Source organism: Viridibacillus sp. NPDC096237 (assembly GCF_050278625.1).
Taxonomy (GTDB): Bacteria; Bacillota; Bacilli; order Bacillales_A; family Planococcaceae; genus Viridibacillus.
The window spans coordinates 16,817-35,594 of sequence record NZ_JBNNTI010000011.1; the positions used below are offsets into that span (position 1 = coordinate 16,817).

Below are 18,778 nucleotides of genomic sequence, written 5' to 3' on the forward strand. Positions count from 1 at the left end.
CCAATTATTATTTTTGAAGAACTTCAATTGATTGAATTGAAATATCTTCAAGTGGTTTGTCACGCATATCTTTTTCTACATCAGCCATTTTGTCAACGATGTCCATACCTTCTACAACTTGACCAAATACAGTATGTTTGTGATCTAACCAAGGTGTACCGCCATTTTCTGTATACGCAGCGATAATTTCTTCTGGATATCCAGCATCTTTCATTTGTCCGATCATGTTAGCAGGAACTGATGGCATTTGAACGATGAAGAATTGGCTTCCGTTTGTACCCGGACCAGCATTAGCCATTGATAAAGCACCACGAATATTGAATAAGTCATTTGAGAATTCATCTTCAAAAGTTGAACCATAAATGCTTTCTCCGCCCATACCTGTACCAGTTGGGTCTCCACCTTGAATCATGAAATCTTTAATAATACGGTGGAAAATGATGCCGTCATAATAACCATTTTCAGCGTGAGTTAGAAAGTTTTGAACCGTTTTAGGTGCATGCTCTGGGAATAATTTAATCTTGATTGATCCTAGAGTAGTTTTCATTTCTACTAATGCTTCGTTAGCTTGTACTTCAGTTGTTAATTGTGGATACATAATATACTCTCCTTTAAAATCGTGAATGTTTAGTTACCCGTGTTATGGGGAAAATGATAGTAATTTGCAAAGTAGGTTTACCCCACCAACGCAACCTTAGTAGTTTCAACATGTTGAGGTTGCGTATATTACTTAAATACCTCGTCATAGTCTATCATAATTTACACTATTTTTCAGTTGAAAACTCTACCTATTGGAATTGAAGAGCTTCATTCAACATTCATAATGCTTTATACTACGAATAGACCAAATAATACAGCGAAAGAAAGTGCTCATATGAACCCACAGCAAAAACGCAATTTTATCATTATCTGGTTTGCAAACTTATTAGTTGCAGGAACAACTACTATGATTATGCCCTTTCTTTCATTATACATCGAAACGATGGGCAATTTCACCGAAAGTTATGTCCAAAAATGGGCAGGTTTAATCTTCGGTGCTACATTTGTCTCTGCTTTTTTAATGTCACCTATTTGGGGACGAGTAGCAGATAAATATGGCTATAAACCAATTTTGATTATTAATGGCTTTGGTATATCTCTAAGTATTTTCTTCATGGGGCATGTACAAAGTGTAGAACAGTTTTTCTTATTACGCTTATTCATGGGCATTGTAACAGGATTCATCCCGACATCCCTTGCTTTTATCAGTAGACAAACACCAAAGGAAATCGCAGGGAAAACACTTGGAACGCTGCAAATGGGCAGTGTTACGGGTACACTTTTCGGACCTATAGTCGGTGGTTTGTTAGCGGATAACTTCGGGTTTCAATATACGTTTATTATTACCGCTATCACCATTTCAGTTGCAGCCTTACTTATCCTATTCGGCGTCCATGAAATAAAAAGAGTGAAAAAGAAAAATGCGATTACATACTCTCGAATCGCAGTATTAAAAGGAATACTCCATCATCGCTTATTATTCAACGTCATGATGATTACTAGCCTTATTCAAATCGGAAATTTTAGCATCCAGCCTTTACTTTCACTTTATGTATCCGATTTAACAACTAGTGGACAAGTGGCCTTTTTAGCAGGATTGACCTTTAGTGCTGCTGGTGTAGGGAATTTATTATTCGCGAGATTCTGGGGGAGGCTTGGAGATCAAATTGGTTATGAAAAAGTGTTAACAATTCTATTAGCAATAGCTGTTATTTTCATCATTCCACAAGCTTTTGTTACATCTCTTTGGCAATTGATGGGGCTGAGATTGTTATTTGGTATTGCAGTAGGCGGTTTAATTCCTACTACTACTGCTCTAATACGTCGCGAAGCACCTATAGACATTCAGGGTGAAGTCATGGGTTATAATACTAGCTTTCGTTTCCTAGGGAATATTATCGGTCCAACATTTGGGGGAATCGTCAGTGGATTTATTGGAATTTCTTCCGTTTTTTACGTCACAGGCGCATTATTTTTAATAGCCTTCATTATTTTAAAATGGACACGTAAATATCCAAAACAACATTTAGAAGACATTTTGGAATCGTAAATTCGGATAGCATATTTTTATCAGAAAACGGCTGGGAATTCATATATTTTTTGACAGCCTTCTTGTAAAATGTGCTATTCTTTTTTATGGAAGTTTTCATTTCTTTAACCTTACTATACATACAGAAACCTTGAATTGAGGGGGGTATCATTGAGAAAATTAGTTGGTAGTCTTATTATCATCCTCTGTGTTCCTCTGTTATTTTTTCTATTCAATTTAATTTCTTTAGAGAAAAATACAGCAAATACTTTGGATAAAAAATTCACATCTTCCATTCAATTAAATGCGATAAACACACTCATTCCAACTGTCTTAAGAGATCAAAATAAAGATACCTTTTCAGAGGAATATACGGAATGGCGCAAACCGATGAAGCTTGCCGACATTCCAGTGTTTGTTCAAGAACTATTCTTATATAGTGAAGATGAACATTTTTATGAACATGTTGGCTTTGATTTAAGTGCCATTGCACGTGCAATTGTTGCAAACTCATCAAGTGGCGCCTCTTCGCAAGGTGGCAGTACCATCACGCAACAACTTGTTCGTATGCGCTATTTATCAGAAGAAAAGTCATACGAGCGAAAAATACTCGAAATTTTCTATTCATACGAGTTAGAAAGAAAAGTTTCTAAAGATGAAATTTTAAATATGTATTTAAATGAAATGTACTTTAGCAATGGCGTTTACGGTATTGGTGGCGCATCAACTTACTACTTTCAGCGCCCTGCAAGTAAATTAACAAAAGCTGAAATGGCTTTTCTAGCTGCCATTCCAAATAATCCTTCTTTATATGACCCTGTCAAACATTTCGAAAATACGAAAAAAAGACAGGAACGCCTTATTAACAAACTAGTGGACAAGGAAATTCTAACTGCTAAACAAGGAAGGAAAATTAAAAAAGAAAAAATAACACTTACTATCAAGCAGAAAAAACAACTTTACCCTGCCTATAGTACGTATGTATTACATGAATTGCGATTATTAATCGCTGACAAAGAAGGATTTACTAAACAACTTAACGCAGCTAAAACAATTACTGAGGAAAGAAGCATTAATAAAAAACTTACAAAAAGGGTTAATACTTTGCTCAATGATGGTCTGATTATCGATACTGCTCTTTCCCCTGCTAAGCAAACAGCAGATCAAAATGCCATAGATCAAGCCATTTCCTATACTCAAGATTTACAAGCAGCCGCCGTCGTTATTGATAATAATAGCCGTGAAATTGTTAGTATTTATGGCGGTAAGGGGTATAAGAAATTTGATTACAATCGTGCATTCCAGGGAGTACGTCAGCCAGGCTCTGCATTTAAGCCATTAATTGATTATGCACCTTATTTTGAACTAACATCGGCAACACCTAATACAATTGTGAGCGGTCATCCTTTCTGTATTGGCTCTTACTGCCCTCAAAACTATGGAGGCCAAGTGGTTGGTAATGTAACTCTTCAACAAGGTTTTCGAAATAGTTACAATACTGTTGCTATGCGACTGTTTCATCAAATTGGTGCTAAAAAAGCATTTTCCTTCTTGAAGCCATTCCAATTTGATTCACTTTCAAATGCTGATCACGTATACCCTGCTGCTATTGGCGGATTAACACATGGCGTTACTACATTAGAATTAGCGGATGCTTATACTAGCTTTATCAACGGGGATCACGAGCCTGTTCATGCTATTCGTCAAGTTCAAAGTAGAGATGGCAAGCTCCAATATAAATGGGAGCAAAAGCAAAAACAAGTTTGGTCACCTAGTACGATCCAGCATATGCGCACCTTATTAACAGATGTTGTTCAAAATGGTACCGGAGCGGGCATTCATATAAACGCCCCCTATGTAGGAGCGAAAACAGGTACTACCAATGATTATCGTGATTATTGGCTTGCCGGTTTAACTGATCGTTATACTTCTGCTGTATGGATTGGATTTGACCGACCAAGAAATATGTACGGTCTTGAAAACACTAAAATTCATCATCGTATATTCTCGAATATTATGCAATAAGACTAAAAGCTGTCATGGGCGAGTATTGCCCATGACAGCTTTTTATGCTTCCGATATTTAAATTGGTAAGCTTGCTAAAATTCCGTTATACAATTTAAAAACGACATAAACAATTAATGTTATCAAGATGGTCCAAAGCGTAATATCGAATATTAAAACACCTATTGTTGCACCTAACGTCAAGTGACTACTAATTTTATAAATGACATAAATAAAGTATGTAAGGACTGTTAGTAGGAAAACTACCATTAGCAACATGAACGATTGAATGCCAAAAGCAGAGGCCAGGGCTCCAAAGAAGAAAACAACATTTCCTCCCCGTGCTTCAGCTACTGTTTTACCATCTATATCTTTTGAAAAGAAAAGCATTGCTAATTCATGAATTGTTTCTCCAATCAACTTTAACGCAGAAAACAACATAAAAAAACAAAGTGCAAAAACAATTAATAGAAATACACGCAACTGTATTTCTGATAAAAACTCGCGCATACCAGTGTATACACCTATAGATTTGGAGACTTCTATGGATTCTGTTACTGTATACAATCCAAACGTTAAACTAAATAGTATGATCGTAATCAGTGGTAAATATCCATAAACATAAGGGTTTTTCATATAAATTCCTCGATTATTTTATTATTTACTTCCTATTTATAATATCGAACAAATGCCTATACTATCAAGGGGAAGAATAAAGATTATGCCATGCAAATGTAAGTATTATAAGCTATAATATGATTTGTTGACTGCATCTTAAGATTTTTCTGAAAGGAGGATTTACTTGGTACAAGTATTATTTATATTCATACCAATTATTGCTGCAATCTTTATACCTGTTCTTTTTAAGAAGGTAAGAGGGATCCATACTGGTTGGTTTGTATTAATTGTTCCAGTTGTGTTAGCAGCTACTTATGCCTCATATATTTCGCAAGTAATGCATGGGGAAACAATTGTATCAAAGATCAATTGGGTTCCATCACTTGATATCTCATTTATCTCCTATATTGATGGCTTAAGCCTGTTATTTTCACTTCTTATTACGGGCATAGGTGCATTAGTCGTTCTGTATTCTATTTTCTACTTAGACCGTAATCGTGAACAATTACATAATTTCTATGTATATTTATTAATGTTCATGAGTGCCATGCTTGGCGTTGTACAATCAGACCATTTAATTAGCTTATATCTATTTTGGGAATTAACATCTATTTCTTCCTTCTTATTGATTGGCTATTGGTATGACCGCGATCGCTCTAGATTTGGTGCATTGAAATCAATGATGATTACTGTATTTGGTGGCCTAATGATGCTAGGAGGATTTATTCTTTTATCCATTATGGGTGAAACGTACTCAATTCGCGAACTCATCGCACAAGCTTCTACACTTGCTTCACACGAATGGTTCACCCTATCACTAGTACTTATTCTTTTAGGGGCATTTACAAAGTCTGCACAGTTTCCATTCTACATTTGGTTACCTGATGCAATGGAAGCGCCTACACCCGTTAGTGCATATCTTCATTCTGCAACAATGGTCAAAGCAGGCATTTATTTAGTAGCACGTTTAACACCTATTTATGCTAGCTCTGAAACTTGGGTGTGGCTCGTTTTGGGAGTCGGTTTATTTACATTATTCTGGGGTTCTTTCTTTGCTGTGAAGCAAACCGATTTAAAAGGCATATTAGCTTTTTCAACTGTCAGTCAATTAGGACTAATTATGTCTTTGCTTGGTGCAGGAGCCGTTGCATTCCATGTTGACCAAGCGCAGGATACTGTATTTAAATTTGCAGCCTTTGCAGCTATATTCCACCTAATAAATCACGCAACATTTAAAGGTAGCCTATTTATGATCGCAGGTATCGTGGATCACGAAACAGGTACGCGTGATATTCGCAAACTCGGTGGACTAATGAGTCTTATGCCAATCAGCTTTACAATCGCAGCCATCGGTAGTTTCTCAATGGCTGGTATACCTCCATTTAACGGATTCTTAAGTAAAGAGATGTTCTTAACATCTATGCTTGCCATAAAAGATTTCAATCTTTTTGCAATGGATACATGGGGGACTATCTTCCCTATCGTTGCATGGATAGCAAGTGTCTTTACATTCGTTTATAGCTTTTATTTTGTATTTAAAACATTTACCGGTAAATATAAACCTGAATTATTACCAAAAAAAGCCCATGAAGCACCAATTGGTATGCTTATTTCACCAATAATATTAGCTTCACTAGTGGTGATTATATTCTTTATCCCAAATGTAATTGGAGATGTCTTTGTAAAACCGGCCGTTCTAGCTATTCAACCGTTCTTATATGACTCTGCTAGTACTATTCCGATTCATGTATCTGCGTGGCATGGCTTTACACCTGAGTTATTTATGACAATTGGTATTTTCGTTGTTGGCTTCTTGCTTTTCTTAACAATGCCAAAATGGCAAAAGTTATACAAAATTATCCCCGATTGGATGTCACTAAATCGGTTATATGATCGCTTTATGACATTTTTAGAAAAGGACTTAAACTTTATTTCAAGACTATATATGACGGGTTCAATTCGTAATTACTTAGTCTATATGTTCTCTTTCATCGTTGTGATTACGATTAGTACTTTATTTACTAAAGATGCTTTTAGTTTCTCAATGGAGGGTACAGCCCCAATTTATCTGTATGAGATTATTTTAATTCTTGTAATGATCATAAGCACCGTGACTGTCTTATTCTCAAAATCGCGCTTGACAGCCATCATTGCATTAGGAGCTGTAGGTTATACAGTAGCACTGTTCTTCGTCATCTTTAATGCACCTGATCTAGCTTTGACACAACTAGTAATTGAAACAGTGTCAGTAGCACTATTCTTACTTGCGTTTTATCATTTACCGAAGCTTAGTCGACATGAAGAGAGACTTCGATTCCGTTTAAACAACTTTATCATCTCATTAGGCGTTGGTGTAATGGTGACACTCGTTGCTTTGTCGGCACAATCTCAAAAGCTTGTACCTTCTATTACGGAGTACTACAAAGAAACCGTCAATACGTTAGCTGGTGGCGGTAACATTGTAAACGTAATCTTAGTAGACTACCGTGGATTCGATACATTATTTGAAATTGCGGTGTTATCTATTGCTGGTATGGCTATCTTAAGTATGATTAAACTCCGCCTAAGCAGAAAGGAGAATGAGCATGAAAACAAATGATGTCATTTTAAAAACGACGTCTCATGTCGTATTTTTTATCATCTTTCTCTTTTCAATTCACCTCTTTTTAGCTGGACACTTTGCACCTGGTGGCGGTTTTGTTGGAGGATTACTTACTTCAAGTGCTCTCGTACTTTTACTTTTAGTTTACGATTTAAAAACAGTACAAACATTGTTACCAATCAACTTTACAATCATGACCGCAAGTGGTTTAGTGTTAGCACTCGGAACTGCTTCAATCGGTATGTTTTTGGGTAAACCTTTCTTCAAGCATTACTTTGATCATTTCTATCTCCCGTTAATTGGTGATACAGAATTGCATACGGCAATGATTTTTGATACAGGTGTTTACCTTGTAGTTGTTGGAGTTACTATGACAATCATTCAATCGATTGGAGGGGATGATTAATGGAAGTCATAATGGCCTTCGCCATAGGTTTTCTATTTATGGCAGCTGTCTATTTAATGCTATCAAAAAGTTTATTGCGCATTATTATAGGGACTGGTCTTCTCAGCCACGGTGCGCACTTACTCATTTTAACAATGGGGGGGTTAAGTGGTAGTGCACCCCCAGTTCTATCAGAGGGTGTTACGAATATGGCTGATGCCATCCCACAAGCATTAATCTTAACAGCTATTGTTATTAGCTTTGGTGTTACTGCTTTCTTCTTAGTACTAGCATATAGAGCTTATCAAGAGCTTGGCACGGATGATATGAATTTAATGAGAGGAACTGATGAAGATGATGAGTAATTTCTTATTATTGCCAATCATCATCCCGTTCTTCTTTGGAATGTTGTTGATGTTTGCGCCAAAAAATATTCGTTATCAACGAATTGGAGCGATGACTGGTTTATCAATTGCAGTAGTTGCTGCTATTGTATTGTTGTTTAAAGTAAAAAATGAAGGCCCACAAGTTGTAACATTTGGGGACTGGCCTGCTCCATTTGGGATTACAATAGTTTCTGATATGGTATCAGCGTTGCTTGTCCTGACATCTGTTATACTTGCCTTCTTTACTGTCTGGTATAGCATTGCGGCCATAGGTAAAGACCGTGAATCATTCTTCTACTACCCTGGTATTTTATTTATGCTGACTGGTGTAAATGGCGCCTTTACTACAGGTGATATTTTCAACTTATTCGTTTTCTTCGAAGTGTTGTTAATGTCTTCATACCTACTAATCGTTCTTGGTGGAGAGAAAGCACAATTACGTGAGTCTATTAAGTATATTTTAGTCAATGTTATTTCTTCTGCTCTGTTCGTTATTACTGTAGCCTATCTATACTCGGTTGTAGGAACACTTAATATGGCTGATATCGCTGTAAAAATTGCGGATACTCAGCAGCCCGGTATTATTACCGTAATTGCTGTTTTATTCTTAATTGTATTTGGATTAAAAGCAGCCATTTTCCCAATGTTTTTCTGGTTACCATCCTCTTATGCCGCTCCACCAATTCCTGTGCTTGCACTGTTTGGAGCGTTACTAACAAAGGTTGGAGTTTATGCTATTACTCGTACATATACGTTATTCTTCGTACATGATATGGGCTTTACACATGAGCTACTAATGATTTTATCCGTACTAACGATTCTAGCCGGCTGTATCGGTGCTTTAGCATACTTCGATGTGAAGAAAATCATTATCTATAACATTATTATTGCTGTTGGTGTCATTTTATTTGGAGTATCTCAAATGAATGACAATTCGTTAATGGGGGCAATGTTCTATTTAATCCATGATATGCTGATAAAAGCAGCACTATTTTTCTTAGTCGGTATCATCATTGCTGTTACAGGTACTTCAGATTTACGGAAGATGGGCGGTCTTATGAAAACTCACCCTGCTTTAGGTTGGTTTTACTTAATCGCAGCATTTGGACTTGCTGGTATCCCGCCATTAAGCGGTTTTATCGGTAAACTTCTAATCGTTCGCGGAGGCTTTGAAACAGGGAATCTATGGGGAAGCTTATGGATTTTGTTATCCAGCTTGGTCGTCTTACTTTCTGTAATTCGTATTTTCATCTATGCGTTTTGGGGCAAAGAGAAACATCCACTACAACCCGTGGATAAAGGTTACTATCGTATGATGTTTATCCCTACTGTTATTCTAGTAGTGCTGACAGTATTTTATGGTGTTGGATCGGAATGGATTACACCTTTTATGCAAGATGCAGCAAATATTTTAAATAATCCATCTGTGTATACAGATGCTGTGTTAAAGGAGTAGATGACGATGGCATTTCAAATCTTGTTAAACTTCTTTATCGCATTTATATGGATGTTTTTGTCTACTAACTTCGCATCAAGTAACTTTGTCGTGGGCTTCATCTTAGGTATGATTATGATTTATATCATGCGGAATTTCTTCTCAAGCCGCCTTTATATTAGCCGATTCTGGGCAGTGATTAAACTATCTGTATTGTTTATGAAGGAGCTTATTCTCGCTAATGTTCAAGTTTTTATGGTCATCATTAAGCCTAAGCTTGATATGAGTCCAGCATTTTTCGCTTTGCAAACTGAACTGGAACAAGACTGGGAAATCACATTGTTATCCAGTTTGATAACATTGACTCCTGGTACGATTGTTGTCCATGTGTCAGATGATTCAAAAACACTTTATATTCATGCAATTGATATTGAAGATGTCGATTCAGCAGTTGACTCTATCAAAAACTCCTTTGAAAAGGCCATCATGGAGGTGAGCCGCTCATGACGTACTTTATTTGGGCTATTATTGTCATTGTGACACTATCGATGATTGGCTTAGTCTATCGGCTTGTAAAAGGTCCTTCTGTTCCGGATCGTGTAATAGCACTAGATTCAATAGGTGTATCTATCATTTCACTTGTCGGCTTGTTTTCCATTTTCATCAAAACAAGTTTCTATTTAGATATTATTTTACTGTTAGCGATTTTATCCTTTATCGGAACTGTAGCTTTCTCTAAGTTTATAGAGAAAGGAGAGATCATAGAACGTGACAATTCTCGCTAATATATTAATCGTTTTAACAATCTCTTTTGGGGCTATTTTCATCTTGGTTACAGCAATTGGCCTAATTAGACTACCCGATGTATATTCTCGCTCTCACGCGGCTTCTAAGAGCGCTACATTAGGAGTAATGAGTATTTTAATCGGAGTTTTCTTACACTTTTGGTTAAAAGAAGATCATTTTAACCCTCGTATTTTACTCGGTATCTTATTTTTATTCATCACAGGACCTGTTGGTGGTCATGTCATAGCGCGCGCAGCATACTTTTCAGGTGTAAAAGCCTGGAAAGGTACTGTCAAAGATGAATTAAAACCAGAATATGAACGCAAAGTAAAAGAAGCTTCTTTAAAAATAAAGGAATGAAAAAAGGCTTTTGTCTCCACAATAAGTGGGACAAAAGCTTTTTATTTTACCAATAAGGTCTACCACATGGAGGTCCAAACGGTGGTCCGCACTGTGGTCCGTAAATTGGTCCAAAATTTGATCCGAAGTTTGGTCCAAAGCTTGGTCCGAAGTTTGGCCCGAAGCTTGGTCCAAAGTTTGGTCCATAAAATTGATTGTAAAATTGACGTGGTCTAATGGATGACCCAACTAAGCCACCAAGAAAGCCACCAAAAAATGGTCCGCCGAAAAATCCGCCGCGAAATGGAAACATAAGCCTCCTCCTCTCTGCTCTATACTATGTGTCATGGTAAGGAACAACTAGGTCTTGGCCTATTACACTACTTTTCTTCCTCTGCTAAACGTTCGATGAATGTTGCAATGGTACGCACCATTACGCCTGTACCACCTTTAGGACCTAAATCATATGCACCGTGAGCGTCAGATGTTCCAGCAATATCTAGATGAATCCAAGGTATATCACCAACGAATTCACCTACAAAGCCACCACCGAAAATCATATGTCCATCCGAACCTGGCGAGTTATTTAAATCTGCTACATCGCTTTTACGGATTCGTTTTTTATCATTTTCTGTTAATGGTAATTGCCATACGAATTCTCCTGCTTCTTCAGACGCTTCTAAGAAAGACCCAAAGAATGACTCATCATTTGTTAAAGCACCTGTTTTATCGTAACCAAGAGCTGTAATGACGCCTCCTGTTAACGTTGCCACATCGATGATAAAGTTTGCACCTTGTTGTTTAGCATAAGTTACAGCATCAGCTAATACAAGACGACCTTCGGCATCAGTATTTAATATTTCAACTGTTTTACCACTATAGGTCGTAATTACATCATCTGGTTTGAAAGCTTCACCCGAGATCATATTATCTGTTGAACCTATGACTGCGATAACATTTTTGTTTGGACGTAATTCGCCTATTATTCTCATTGCCCCAAGTACAGCCGCGGCTCCACCCATATCGCCTTTCATACCAACTAATCCTGTTTTAGGTTTAATCGAATAGCCACCTGTATCATATGTAACACCTTTACCAACTAGACCAATAACATCTTCCCATTTATCAGTTGCTTGGTATTTAATCGTAATAACGCGTGGTTCTTCTACCGAGCCTTTATTGACCGCTAAAATAGCACCCATTCCTAGCTCTTCTAATTCGGCTTTGTTTAAAATTTCAATTTCAAAATCATATTGCTTAGCAAGCTCTTCAGCATAATCTGCTAATTTTGTAGACGTTAATACATTACTTGGTAAATTCACTAAAGTACGTGCTTCGTTCACAGACTCAGCATATACTTGCCCTACTTCAAAACCAGCAACTATTTCTTGCACATCTGTTGTAGTAATGAAGCTAACTTCTTCTATTGTCACGTCAATAGCATTAGATGTTGTTTTATAATTTTGTACATTATAGTAACCTAATCCCGCACCTTCAGCAGCAATAATTGCTACTTCTGTCGGTTCAATATCAGACGTCACAAATGAATCTGCCCATAATGTAACAGCTGTAGCATTTATTTTTTGTAGTTCTTTTCCAACTAAACCGAATGCTTCACGTAATTCATCTATGCTTAGAGTTTTACGGTCTCCAAGTCCAACAAATAAAATACGTTTCACTTGTGTTGATGGTACAAATGTTGGGATTTTCGTTAGTTTCTTTAAACCTGTAGCAATGTCACCCTCTTTGATCCATTCTGTAATTGGATTGCCAAAGACTTCTACGAAATCTAACCAACCTTCTAGCTGCTCTTGATGCTTAGATACACCAACAACTAATACATCTGCTTGTGCCGATTGAAATGTTTGACCTTCTTTAATTATGTTCATTGGAATCCTCCATTTCTATATTAACAATTCTATTATATCAAAAATATTACATCACACGAAATATTCGTAATACGAATTTCCTTAGAGTTTTTTCAATGTTCTGTCCTATGTTATAGTATTACTAACTTATTCTAGTCTAGAAAGGTGCTGGTTTAATGGAGCTTCTTCACAATATTCCCCTACTCTCATCACTTTTTGCAATCATTTTTGCACAATTTGTTAAAATCCCTATACATTTCATTGCAACTAAAAAGATTGATTGGTCACTTTTCACGTCTACAGGAGGAATGCCGAGTTCGCATTCTGCAGCTGTATCAGCTCTAACAACAGCTATTGGCTTTGAAAATGGTTTGGATTCTCCTTTGTTTGCCGCCTCTACAGTATTTGCTATTATCGTTATGTTTGATGCAACAGGTATACGTTATCAAGCCGGACAACAAGCCGTCATTATTAATCAACTACGCAAAGATTTCCAAGTTTTCGTCAATGAGGCAAAAGGATGGAACAATAAAAAAGAAGAAGAAAAAATGCAAGAACTTAAAACGTTATTAGGTCATAGACCGAGCGAGGTATTCTTCGGTTGCTTAACTGGTATACTTATTTCTGTTATCGTCTATTCAACCTTTTAAAATGTAAAAAAGCAGTGTTCGATTAAAATCGTGACACTGCTTTTTTATAGATTGATTCTTCGAGTTAGAACATACGATAGCCATTTCTTCTTAGTGCTTTCATTACTAAACCTGCAATAATAGCACCTGCAAGTCCACTTGCTAGAATGAGAATATCAACTAATTGTAATGATACTAGTTTATCTCCTAATGCAGGGAATGCTGTTCCTGGCTTAAAGAAATAATCGAAAAAACCTACATCATCAACAATGAAGATGACAACTATCGGATAGACAATCGCCATGAACCAAGTAGCACGGAGTAACATATTAAGTAAGAATCCGATACCAAAGAACATAACGAGGAATAATATCATTGATAATACCAATTGTACAATTGAAAATGAACCAGCCATATATTCGAAACCTCCATTTTTCCTCTCATAAGTGTACATGATTGGACCAATGCTTTCAACGACTAGTGACTAATTTCAATGCTTTGTCATAATTCAAAAACTACTAGAAAAATAATTTATATGAGGTGTAGCCAAAAACATTATCTGGTTCTAGATTTTCTAACGCACTTTTACGTGCATTTATTTCTGTTTCTAATAATTCTAAAATCAATAACGAAGTACGCTCGTCCTCTTTTAACGCTAATGGAGTCATCCAACATGCTTTATATAATTCATCTAACTGCGCAATTACAGGCTGTAAAGGATCGTTCACGATTAAATGGAAAACTGCCATGTTATCACTTATATCATTTTTTAACACACCTGTCCGCAGACCTATTAAACCTAAAATGGTAGCGTCAATTCCTGTTTCTTCTTTTATTTCTCTAACGACAGCTTGATCTGCCGTTTCTGCAGGCTGAACAAATCCAGCCGGTAATGACCATTTACCATCAAGACCACCATAGCGTTTCATGACTACAAGCCATTCACCATTATTATTCTCTACTAAACCTGATACGCCTAACCAAACTTTCATATGGTCCTGTTTATTCAATGACATTACCTCCCAATAAAAAACTCCCTACAGTTATAATAACTGAAGGGAGTGTGAAAGGTACAATTATAGTACGTTGAATTTGCCTTTTTTAAGCACTAAGCCAGCGCCACCAACCATGTAAAGTGCACGGTTATCGATTACTTTTTTCATGAATGAAGCTGATTTACCAGTGATTTCTTTACCGAATACTTCACCGATTGCATCAGAATCACCAAGAGAACATACAGTACCTTTTAGTTCTGGAACGAATTCTTTAGTGTCTTTTTCTTCGATTAAAGCAATAAGGTTTTCAGCAACTGTAATTGCTTGTTGCATTGCGATTTGAGCTGTTGTTGGGTAAGGACGACCAGCTTCTTCATTCATTAAGAATGCGCAGTCACCAACGATGAATACTTCAGGGAATCCAGGAACGCGTAAGTCTTTTTCAACTGCAACGCGAGCACGTTTTGATGGGATATCTGATTCTTCAACAATGCGAGAACCACGAACACCAGCTGCCCATACTACAGTAGCAGCTTTGATGAATTCGAATTCGTCTTCACCTTTTTTAATTTTAACGCCTTCTGGAGTAGCTTGAACTACTGGAGTACCAATTGAGAATTCGATACCTTTTTTAGTTAAGTAACCAACAGCATATTCTACTAATTCACGAGAGAACATAGGTAATACAGTTGGAGCTGCTTCTACACAGATAACGCGTACTTTTTCTTGTGGTGCATCGTATTCTTTGCAAAGTTCTGGAATACGGTTAGCTAATTCACCAAGGAATTCGATACCAGTAAATCCTGCGCCACCAACTACGATTGTTAATAATGTATCATCTTTTTCTGCAGGAGCTTGTGAAGCCCATTCAGCAAATTGAGAGTTAATATGATCACGTAGTTTACGAGCTTCGTTTACATCTGAAATACCGAATGCAAATTTATCTAAACCTTCGATACCGAAAGTTTCACCTTCGAAACCAAGACCTACTACTAGGTAATCGTAAGACATTTCACCAGCATCAGTAATTACTTTTTTATTAGTAGCGTCAATAGATTCAACAGCTGCTTGAACAAAGTTAACTTTGTTATTTAGCACACTTTGGATGTCATAACGTACTTTCTCTGGAGATAGAGTACCTGCTGAAGCTTCGTGTAACCAAGTTGACTCATAGTGGTATGAGTTTTTGTTTACAATTGTAATATCGGCTACGTTAACACCAATTTTCTTTTGCAAGTTAACAGCAGTTGTTAAACCACCATATCCAGCACCCAATATTAATATTTTCGGTCTATTCACTAGAATCGAAACCACCTTTAGTTATTTTATTCTTCTGACCAATAAAAAAGAAGTATTTAACATACTTCGTCTCCACCATCAGTTTGTCTATTTTTCGACAAAATACCTACATACTATATTAGCCCTTTTGTTAACTGATTTCAATAGAATAATGTTGAGGATACAAGCGGATTGAGTTACTATTTTAGGGGTTTTTTTATTTATTTTTATCTCTATTAGTATTATTTAATGATTTATGTCAATTAATCATTATGATTTAGATAAGCATATTATGTGTTCATAAGCAACTACTTTGTTGCTAAATCTTAGTTTATTTATTCCCCTAAAAAATTAAAGTATCCACGAAAAAATAAAAACCTTCTCAAATTAACGAAATGAGAAGGTTTTTTTATATAGTTTTCTTAATTTAACAGCTTTCAGGAGTACCTTCTGTTTTGGCTGTTCTAAACGAAGTTCCACAACCACATGATGCAATAGCATTTGGATTATCAATGGTAAATCCGCCACCCATAAGTGATTCTTTGTAATCGATTTTAGTCCCTTTTAAGATTGATGCATCTTCACGGGAAACAAGAATTTGTAAACCATGTTCTTCTTGTATAAAATCAACTTCTGTTTTTTCTTTTTCAAAACCCATACCGTATGACAGACCACTACAGCCGCCACCTTTTACAGCAATGCGTAAAAAAGAGCCTTCTTCTTCATTGTGCTGCATCATTTCTTTTACATGGATAGCAGCAGCTTCAGTAATTTCAATTACTTGCGTCATCTGTGTCACCTTCTTTCATATTTCTATCATAACAATAATTTATGTTGTAGTAAAACATCTCATACTCGAAAAATAGACACTTTTACAGACCTTTTATCTGGTATAATTGATTCATATATTAGAATAGGAAATGAGGGCTATATTATGGAAATTTCACCTTATTACGAGAAGCAAATAGACTGCATTCATTGTAAAAAGAAATTTAAAACTACAAAAGTGCGTTCAAAATTCATCAAGGTTAGTAATAATGAAAGTGATTTTCATCCACTATACGAAAATGATGTTAACCCTCTATTATATAATGCATTTGTTTGTGAGCACTGTGGGTTTTCTTTCACGGAAGACTTTACAAAATATTTTGGACCAGGCATATCAGAAGAGATTGATCAGAAAATCAGCTCTCATTGGAAAAAACATTCATTTGATAAAGAACGAACAATTAATGATGCACTTCAAGTTTATCAATTAGCACTTGTTTGTGGAGAAATGAAAAAAGAAAAGCATATTACACTAGCTGGACTCGCACTAAGAACCGCTTGGTTATACCGTACACTTGAGAACAAAGAACAAGAAAACCGATTTATGCACATTGCTCGTGATCAATATATAGATGCTTTCTCTAATGGCGATCATAACGGTACAGCAATGTCAGAAGTACGTGTAATCTACTTAATAGCCGAGTTATCAAGAAGATTAGGGGAACGTGAAGAAGCCATTCGCTATTTTTCTCGTGTTATAGAAAAACAACGTACTTCAAATGAAACTAAAATCATTGAAATGGCTAAAGAACAATGGCAAATAATGCGACATGAAAAGGAAATCGCTGAACGTACCGAAGTTTAATGATTCCTTTTGTGATTTACACTTATCTATAAGGAGAAAAAAAGAGCCTTCTTTAAAGAGGGCACTGAAAAAGTCCATAAAATGAATTTGAGCCATGGCGGAAACGATTAATCGTTTTTGCCATGGCTTTTTCTTCGATGCCGGTAATTTCCGTTCCGGTGAACGCTTTCCTGGGGACGAACCTTGAGCCTCCTCGTCTCTAACGCTCCTGCGGGGTCTCAAGATGTTCGCTAATTCTCCAAGGAGTCGCCGCCTGCACTCAAAATCAACTAGTTTTATCGTTTTTCTGAGTTTTTCCGATTCACACCTAGCCCTTTATATTGAAAGAACTAATTCAAGGTGGTGCTGTTCATGATTTCCAAACAAGAAATATTCACTCTAAGCCCCTATATGGCGAGGTTTGTCCATTCAAGATGGCCGTTATAAAGATGGTGCCAAAAGAAAAACGTATTCAGTTTCCACAAAATCAACCGAACATGAAGACCAAGCAGCTTTTCAAAAAATGGTAAGATTCAAAGACTTAGCGATAAAAGCGCTATAAAATTGAAGCGAGTTGAAAAACCGTATGGCTACAATACCTCAAAATCGGCGGGGTTATTTGGCTGAAATCCAAGGAGCTACAACAATTTTTGCGGTGAATTTGAAACGTATCTTGAAGCTATTAAATGAAGAATAAGGGAAATACAAAAAAACACCGGTACTTTCTGTTCAAAATCGAACAATAAGTGCCGGTGTTTACTATTGAAGAACATTACATTTTAAAAACGTTAGTTATTCAGTGCCCTCCTTTAAAAGAGGGCTCTTTTTCAGCTCTATACAGTTGTTGCTTAGAATACTTGTTCTACCTCAATAATACCTGGTACTTCTTCTAACAACGCACGTTCAATCCCTGCTTTTAAAGTGATTGTAGAACTTGGGCAGCTTCCGCATGCGCCTAGTAAACGTAATTTTACGATACCATCTTCTATATCAACTAATTCACAGTCTCCTCCATCACGAAGAAGGAATGGGCGTAATTTATCTAAAACTTCTTGTACTTGTTCTTGTACTTGTTCTTGCATTTACAATCGACTCCTTTCCTTATAATTATTATAATATCAGACGAACGCAAAGGAAAGTATTTAAAACGCTCAATTAACAGTATAACAATATTTTAATTAAAATCCATTCAAAAAACACTACTCTCCCCCGCGTTTAATAAGGTTGTAACTTATATAATCTATTTAACTTTTTTCGACTAAATTAATGAGCGATTTTTAGCATTCTTTAATTAACAGATATTTTTTAATAGTTTAAAATTGTCAGTGACAATCTTACCGTTTAACTTTATATTTATATGTGAGTACATATGGAAAAATTTCAGTATTGTAAACGAGAGGATGAATTGTAAGTGGCAGAAACGACAATTGCAATCGAAATATTCGGAGCTAGTGTTATGTGTGCAAGCTGTGTAAATGCGCCTTCTTCAAAGGATACTTATGAGTGGCTACAAGCTGCTATTGATCGCAAATATCCGGAACAACCTTATCAAATCACATATATCGATATAGAACACCCTATTGAAGATGAACGCCATAACCAATGGGCAGAACGAGTAAGAGATGATGAATTTTTCTATCCATTAGTATTAATTAATAATGAAATTATAGGAGAAGGCTATATTCAGTTAAAGCCTGTTTTCAAAGAGCTTGAGAAATTAGGATTTGAACCAATCGATAAATAAATATAATAAAAAGCTGTCTCACCGCACAA

At 36.3% G+C, this 18,778-nt stretch carries 21 protein-coding genes and 1 pseudogene; 13 read left to right on the plus strand and 9 right to left on the minus strand.

The window, feature by feature from the left end:
* Positions 1-7: 7 nt before the first annotated feature.
* Positions 8-598, minus strand: coding sequence for a peptidylprolyl isomerase (locus ACQKMD_RS08585; RefSeq protein WP_193740827.1), 591 nt, complete (start codon positions 596-598; stop codon positions 8-10).
* 276 nt (positions 599-874) lie between these two features.
* Here ACQKMD_RS08585 and ACQKMD_RS08590 point away from each other — a divergent pair, with 276 nt between their 5' ends.
* On the plus strand, positions 875-2,089 hold the full coding sequence (locus ACQKMD_RS08590; protein ID WP_427751164.1) for an MFS transporter: 1,215 nt from the start codon (positions 875-877) through the stop codon (positions 2,087-2,089).
* A 150-nt stretch (positions 2,090-2,239) separates the two neighbouring features.
* The gene (locus ACQKMD_RS08595) at positions 2,240-4,093 is read left to right on the plus strand and encodes a transglycosylase domain-containing protein (RefSeq protein ID WP_427751166.1); all 1,854 of its coding nucleotides are present in this window, start codon (positions 2,240-2,242) and stop codon (positions 4,091-4,093) included.
* 57 nt (positions 4,094-4,150) lie between these two features.
* Here ACQKMD_RS08595 and ACQKMD_RS08600 read toward each other — a convergent pair whose 3' ends face one another.
* Positions 4,151-4,708 carry a DUF5366 family protein gene (locus ACQKMD_RS08600; RefSeq protein ID WP_427751167.1) on the minus strand — a complete coding sequence of 186 codons (558 nt, stop codon included), beginning with the start codon at positions 4,706-4,708 and terminating at the stop codon, positions 4,151-4,153.
* Between the two features lie 166 nt (positions 4,709-4,874).
* Between ACQKMD_RS08600 and ACQKMD_RS08605 the strand changes: the two genes are divergently transcribed.
* The 7 genes from ACQKMD_RS08605 to mnhG are packed head-to-tail and all read left to right on the plus strand — an operon-like array spanning position 4,875 to position 10,644.
* Positions 4,875-7,289, plus strand: coding sequence for a Na+/H+ antiporter subunit A (locus ACQKMD_RS08605; RefSeq protein ID WP_427751169.1), 2,415 nt, complete (start codon positions 4,875-4,877; stop codon positions 7,287-7,289).
* On the plus strand, positions 7,276-7,698 hold the full coding sequence (locus ACQKMD_RS08610) for a Na(+)/H(+) antiporter subunit B (RefSeq protein ID WP_427751171.1): 423 nt from the start codon (positions 7,276-7,278) through the stop codon (positions 7,696-7,698). The genes ACQKMD_RS08605 and ACQKMD_RS08610 overlap by 14 nt, the downstream gene beginning before the upstream one ends.
* Positions 7,698-8,042, plus strand: a complete 345-nt coding sequence (locus ACQKMD_RS08615) for a Na(+)/H(+) antiporter subunit C (protein WP_427751173.1) — start codon at positions 7,698-7,700, stop codon at positions 8,040-8,042. Before ACQKMD_RS08610 ends, ACQKMD_RS08615 begins: the two co-directional genes overlap by 1 nt.
* Positions 8,035-9,519, plus strand: a complete 1,485-nt coding sequence (locus tag ACQKMD_RS08620) for a Na+/H+ antiporter subunit D (RefSeq protein WP_427751294.1) — start codon at positions 8,035-8,037, stop codon at positions 9,517-9,519. The genes ACQKMD_RS08615 and ACQKMD_RS08620 overlap by 8 nt, the downstream gene beginning before the upstream one ends.
* Before the next feature lie 6 nt (positions 9,520-9,525).
* Complete coding sequence (locus ACQKMD_RS08625; RefSeq protein ID WP_427751174.1) at positions 9,526-10,005, plus strand: Na+/H+ antiporter subunit E; 480 nt, start codon at positions 9,526-9,528, stop codon at positions 10,003-10,005.
* Positions 10,002-10,283: a Na(+)/H(+) antiporter subunit F1 gene (locus ACQKMD_RS08630; RefSeq protein WP_427751176.1), complete on the plus strand. Its 282-nt coding sequence runs from the start codon at positions 10,002-10,004 to the stop codon at positions 10,281-10,283. The genes ACQKMD_RS08625 and ACQKMD_RS08630 overlap by 4 nt, the downstream gene beginning before the upstream one ends.
* Positions 10,267-10,644 (plus strand): monovalent cation/H(+) antiporter subunit G, encoded by a 378-nt coding sequence (gene mnhG, locus ACQKMD_RS08635; protein WP_427751178.1) that lies wholly within the window; start codon positions 10,267-10,269, stop codon positions 10,642-10,644. Before ACQKMD_RS08630 ends, mnhG begins: the two co-directional genes overlap by 17 nt.
* A gap of 46 nt (positions 10,645-10,690) precedes the next feature.
* On the opposite strand, the gene ACQKMD_RS08640 is transcribed toward mnhG, so the two are convergent.
* Positions 10,691-10,936: a penicillin-binding protein gene (locus ACQKMD_RS08640; RefSeq protein ID WP_427751179.1), complete on the minus strand. Its 246-nt coding sequence runs from the start codon at positions 10,934-10,936 to the stop codon at positions 10,691-10,693.
* Between the two features lie 67 nt (positions 10,937-11,003).
* The gene (locus ACQKMD_RS08645; protein WP_427751181.1) at positions 11,004-12,512 is read right to left on the minus strand and encodes a leucyl aminopeptidase; all 1,509 of its coding nucleotides are present in this window, start codon (positions 12,510-12,512) and stop codon (positions 11,004-11,006) included.
* A gap of 155 nt (positions 12,513-12,667) precedes the next feature.
* Between ACQKMD_RS08645 and ACQKMD_RS08650 the strand changes: the two genes are divergently transcribed.
* Positions 12,668-13,141 (plus strand): divergent PAP2 family protein, encoded by a 474-nt coding sequence (locus ACQKMD_RS08650; RefSeq protein ID WP_427751183.1) that lies wholly within the window; start codon positions 12,668-12,670, stop codon positions 13,139-13,141.
* 64 nt (positions 13,142-13,205) lie between these two features.
* On the opposite strand, the gene ACQKMD_RS08655 is transcribed toward ACQKMD_RS08650, so the two are convergent.
* From ACQKMD_RS08655 to ACQKMD_RS08670, 4 genes are all read right to left on the minus strand, one after another.
* A complete protein-coding gene (locus ACQKMD_RS08655; protein ID WP_427751185.1) occupies positions 13,206-13,535 on the minus strand; it encodes a YuiB family protein in 330 nt (109 codons plus the stop codon).
* Between the two features lie 103 nt (positions 13,536-13,638).
* Complete coding sequence (locus ACQKMD_RS08660; protein ID WP_427751187.1) at positions 13,639-14,136, minus strand: NUDIX domain-containing protein; 498 nt, start codon at positions 14,134-14,136, stop codon at positions 13,639-13,641.
* 60 nt (positions 14,137-14,196) lie between these two features.
* On the minus strand, positions 14,197-15,414 hold the full coding sequence (locus ACQKMD_RS08665) for an NAD(P)/FAD-dependent oxidoreductase (RefSeq protein ID WP_427751188.1): 1,218 nt from the start codon (positions 15,412-15,414) through the stop codon (positions 14,197-14,199).
* 406 nt (positions 15,415-15,820) lie between these two features.
* Complete coding sequence (locus tag ACQKMD_RS08670; protein ID WP_427751190.1) at positions 15,821-16,183, minus strand: HesB/IscA family protein; 363 nt, start codon at positions 16,181-16,183, stop codon at positions 15,821-15,823.
* 144 nt (positions 16,184-16,327) lie between these two features.
* Between ACQKMD_RS08670 and ACQKMD_RS08675 the strand changes: the two genes are divergently transcribed.
* Both ACQKMD_RS08675 and ACQKMD_RS08680 read left to right on the plus strand, forming a co-directional pair.
* A complete protein-coding gene (locus tag ACQKMD_RS08675; RefSeq protein WP_427751192.1) occupies positions 16,328-17,026 on the plus strand; it encodes a DUF2225 domain-containing protein in 699 nt (232 codons plus the stop codon).
* A 395-nt stretch (positions 17,027-17,421) separates the two neighbouring features.
* Positions 17,422-17,702, plus strand: a pseudogene (locus ACQKMD_RS08680) (IS5/IS1182 family transposase); the annotation flags it as partial.
* A gap of 151 nt (positions 17,703-17,853) precedes the next feature.
* Here the strand turns inward: ACQKMD_RS08680 and ACQKMD_RS08685 are convergent.
* Positions 17,854-18,087, minus strand: coding sequence for a NifU family protein (locus ACQKMD_RS08685; RefSeq protein WP_427751194.1), 234 nt, complete (start codon positions 18,085-18,087; stop codon positions 17,854-17,856).
* A 329-nt stretch (positions 18,088-18,416) separates the two neighbouring features.
* Between ACQKMD_RS08685 and ACQKMD_RS08690 the strand changes: the two genes are divergently transcribed.
* Complete coding sequence (locus tag ACQKMD_RS08690; RefSeq protein WP_427751196.1) at positions 18,417-18,749, plus strand: YuzD family protein; 333 nt, start codon at positions 18,417-18,419, stop codon at positions 18,747-18,749.
* Positions 18,750-18,778: the final 29 nt, after the last annotated feature.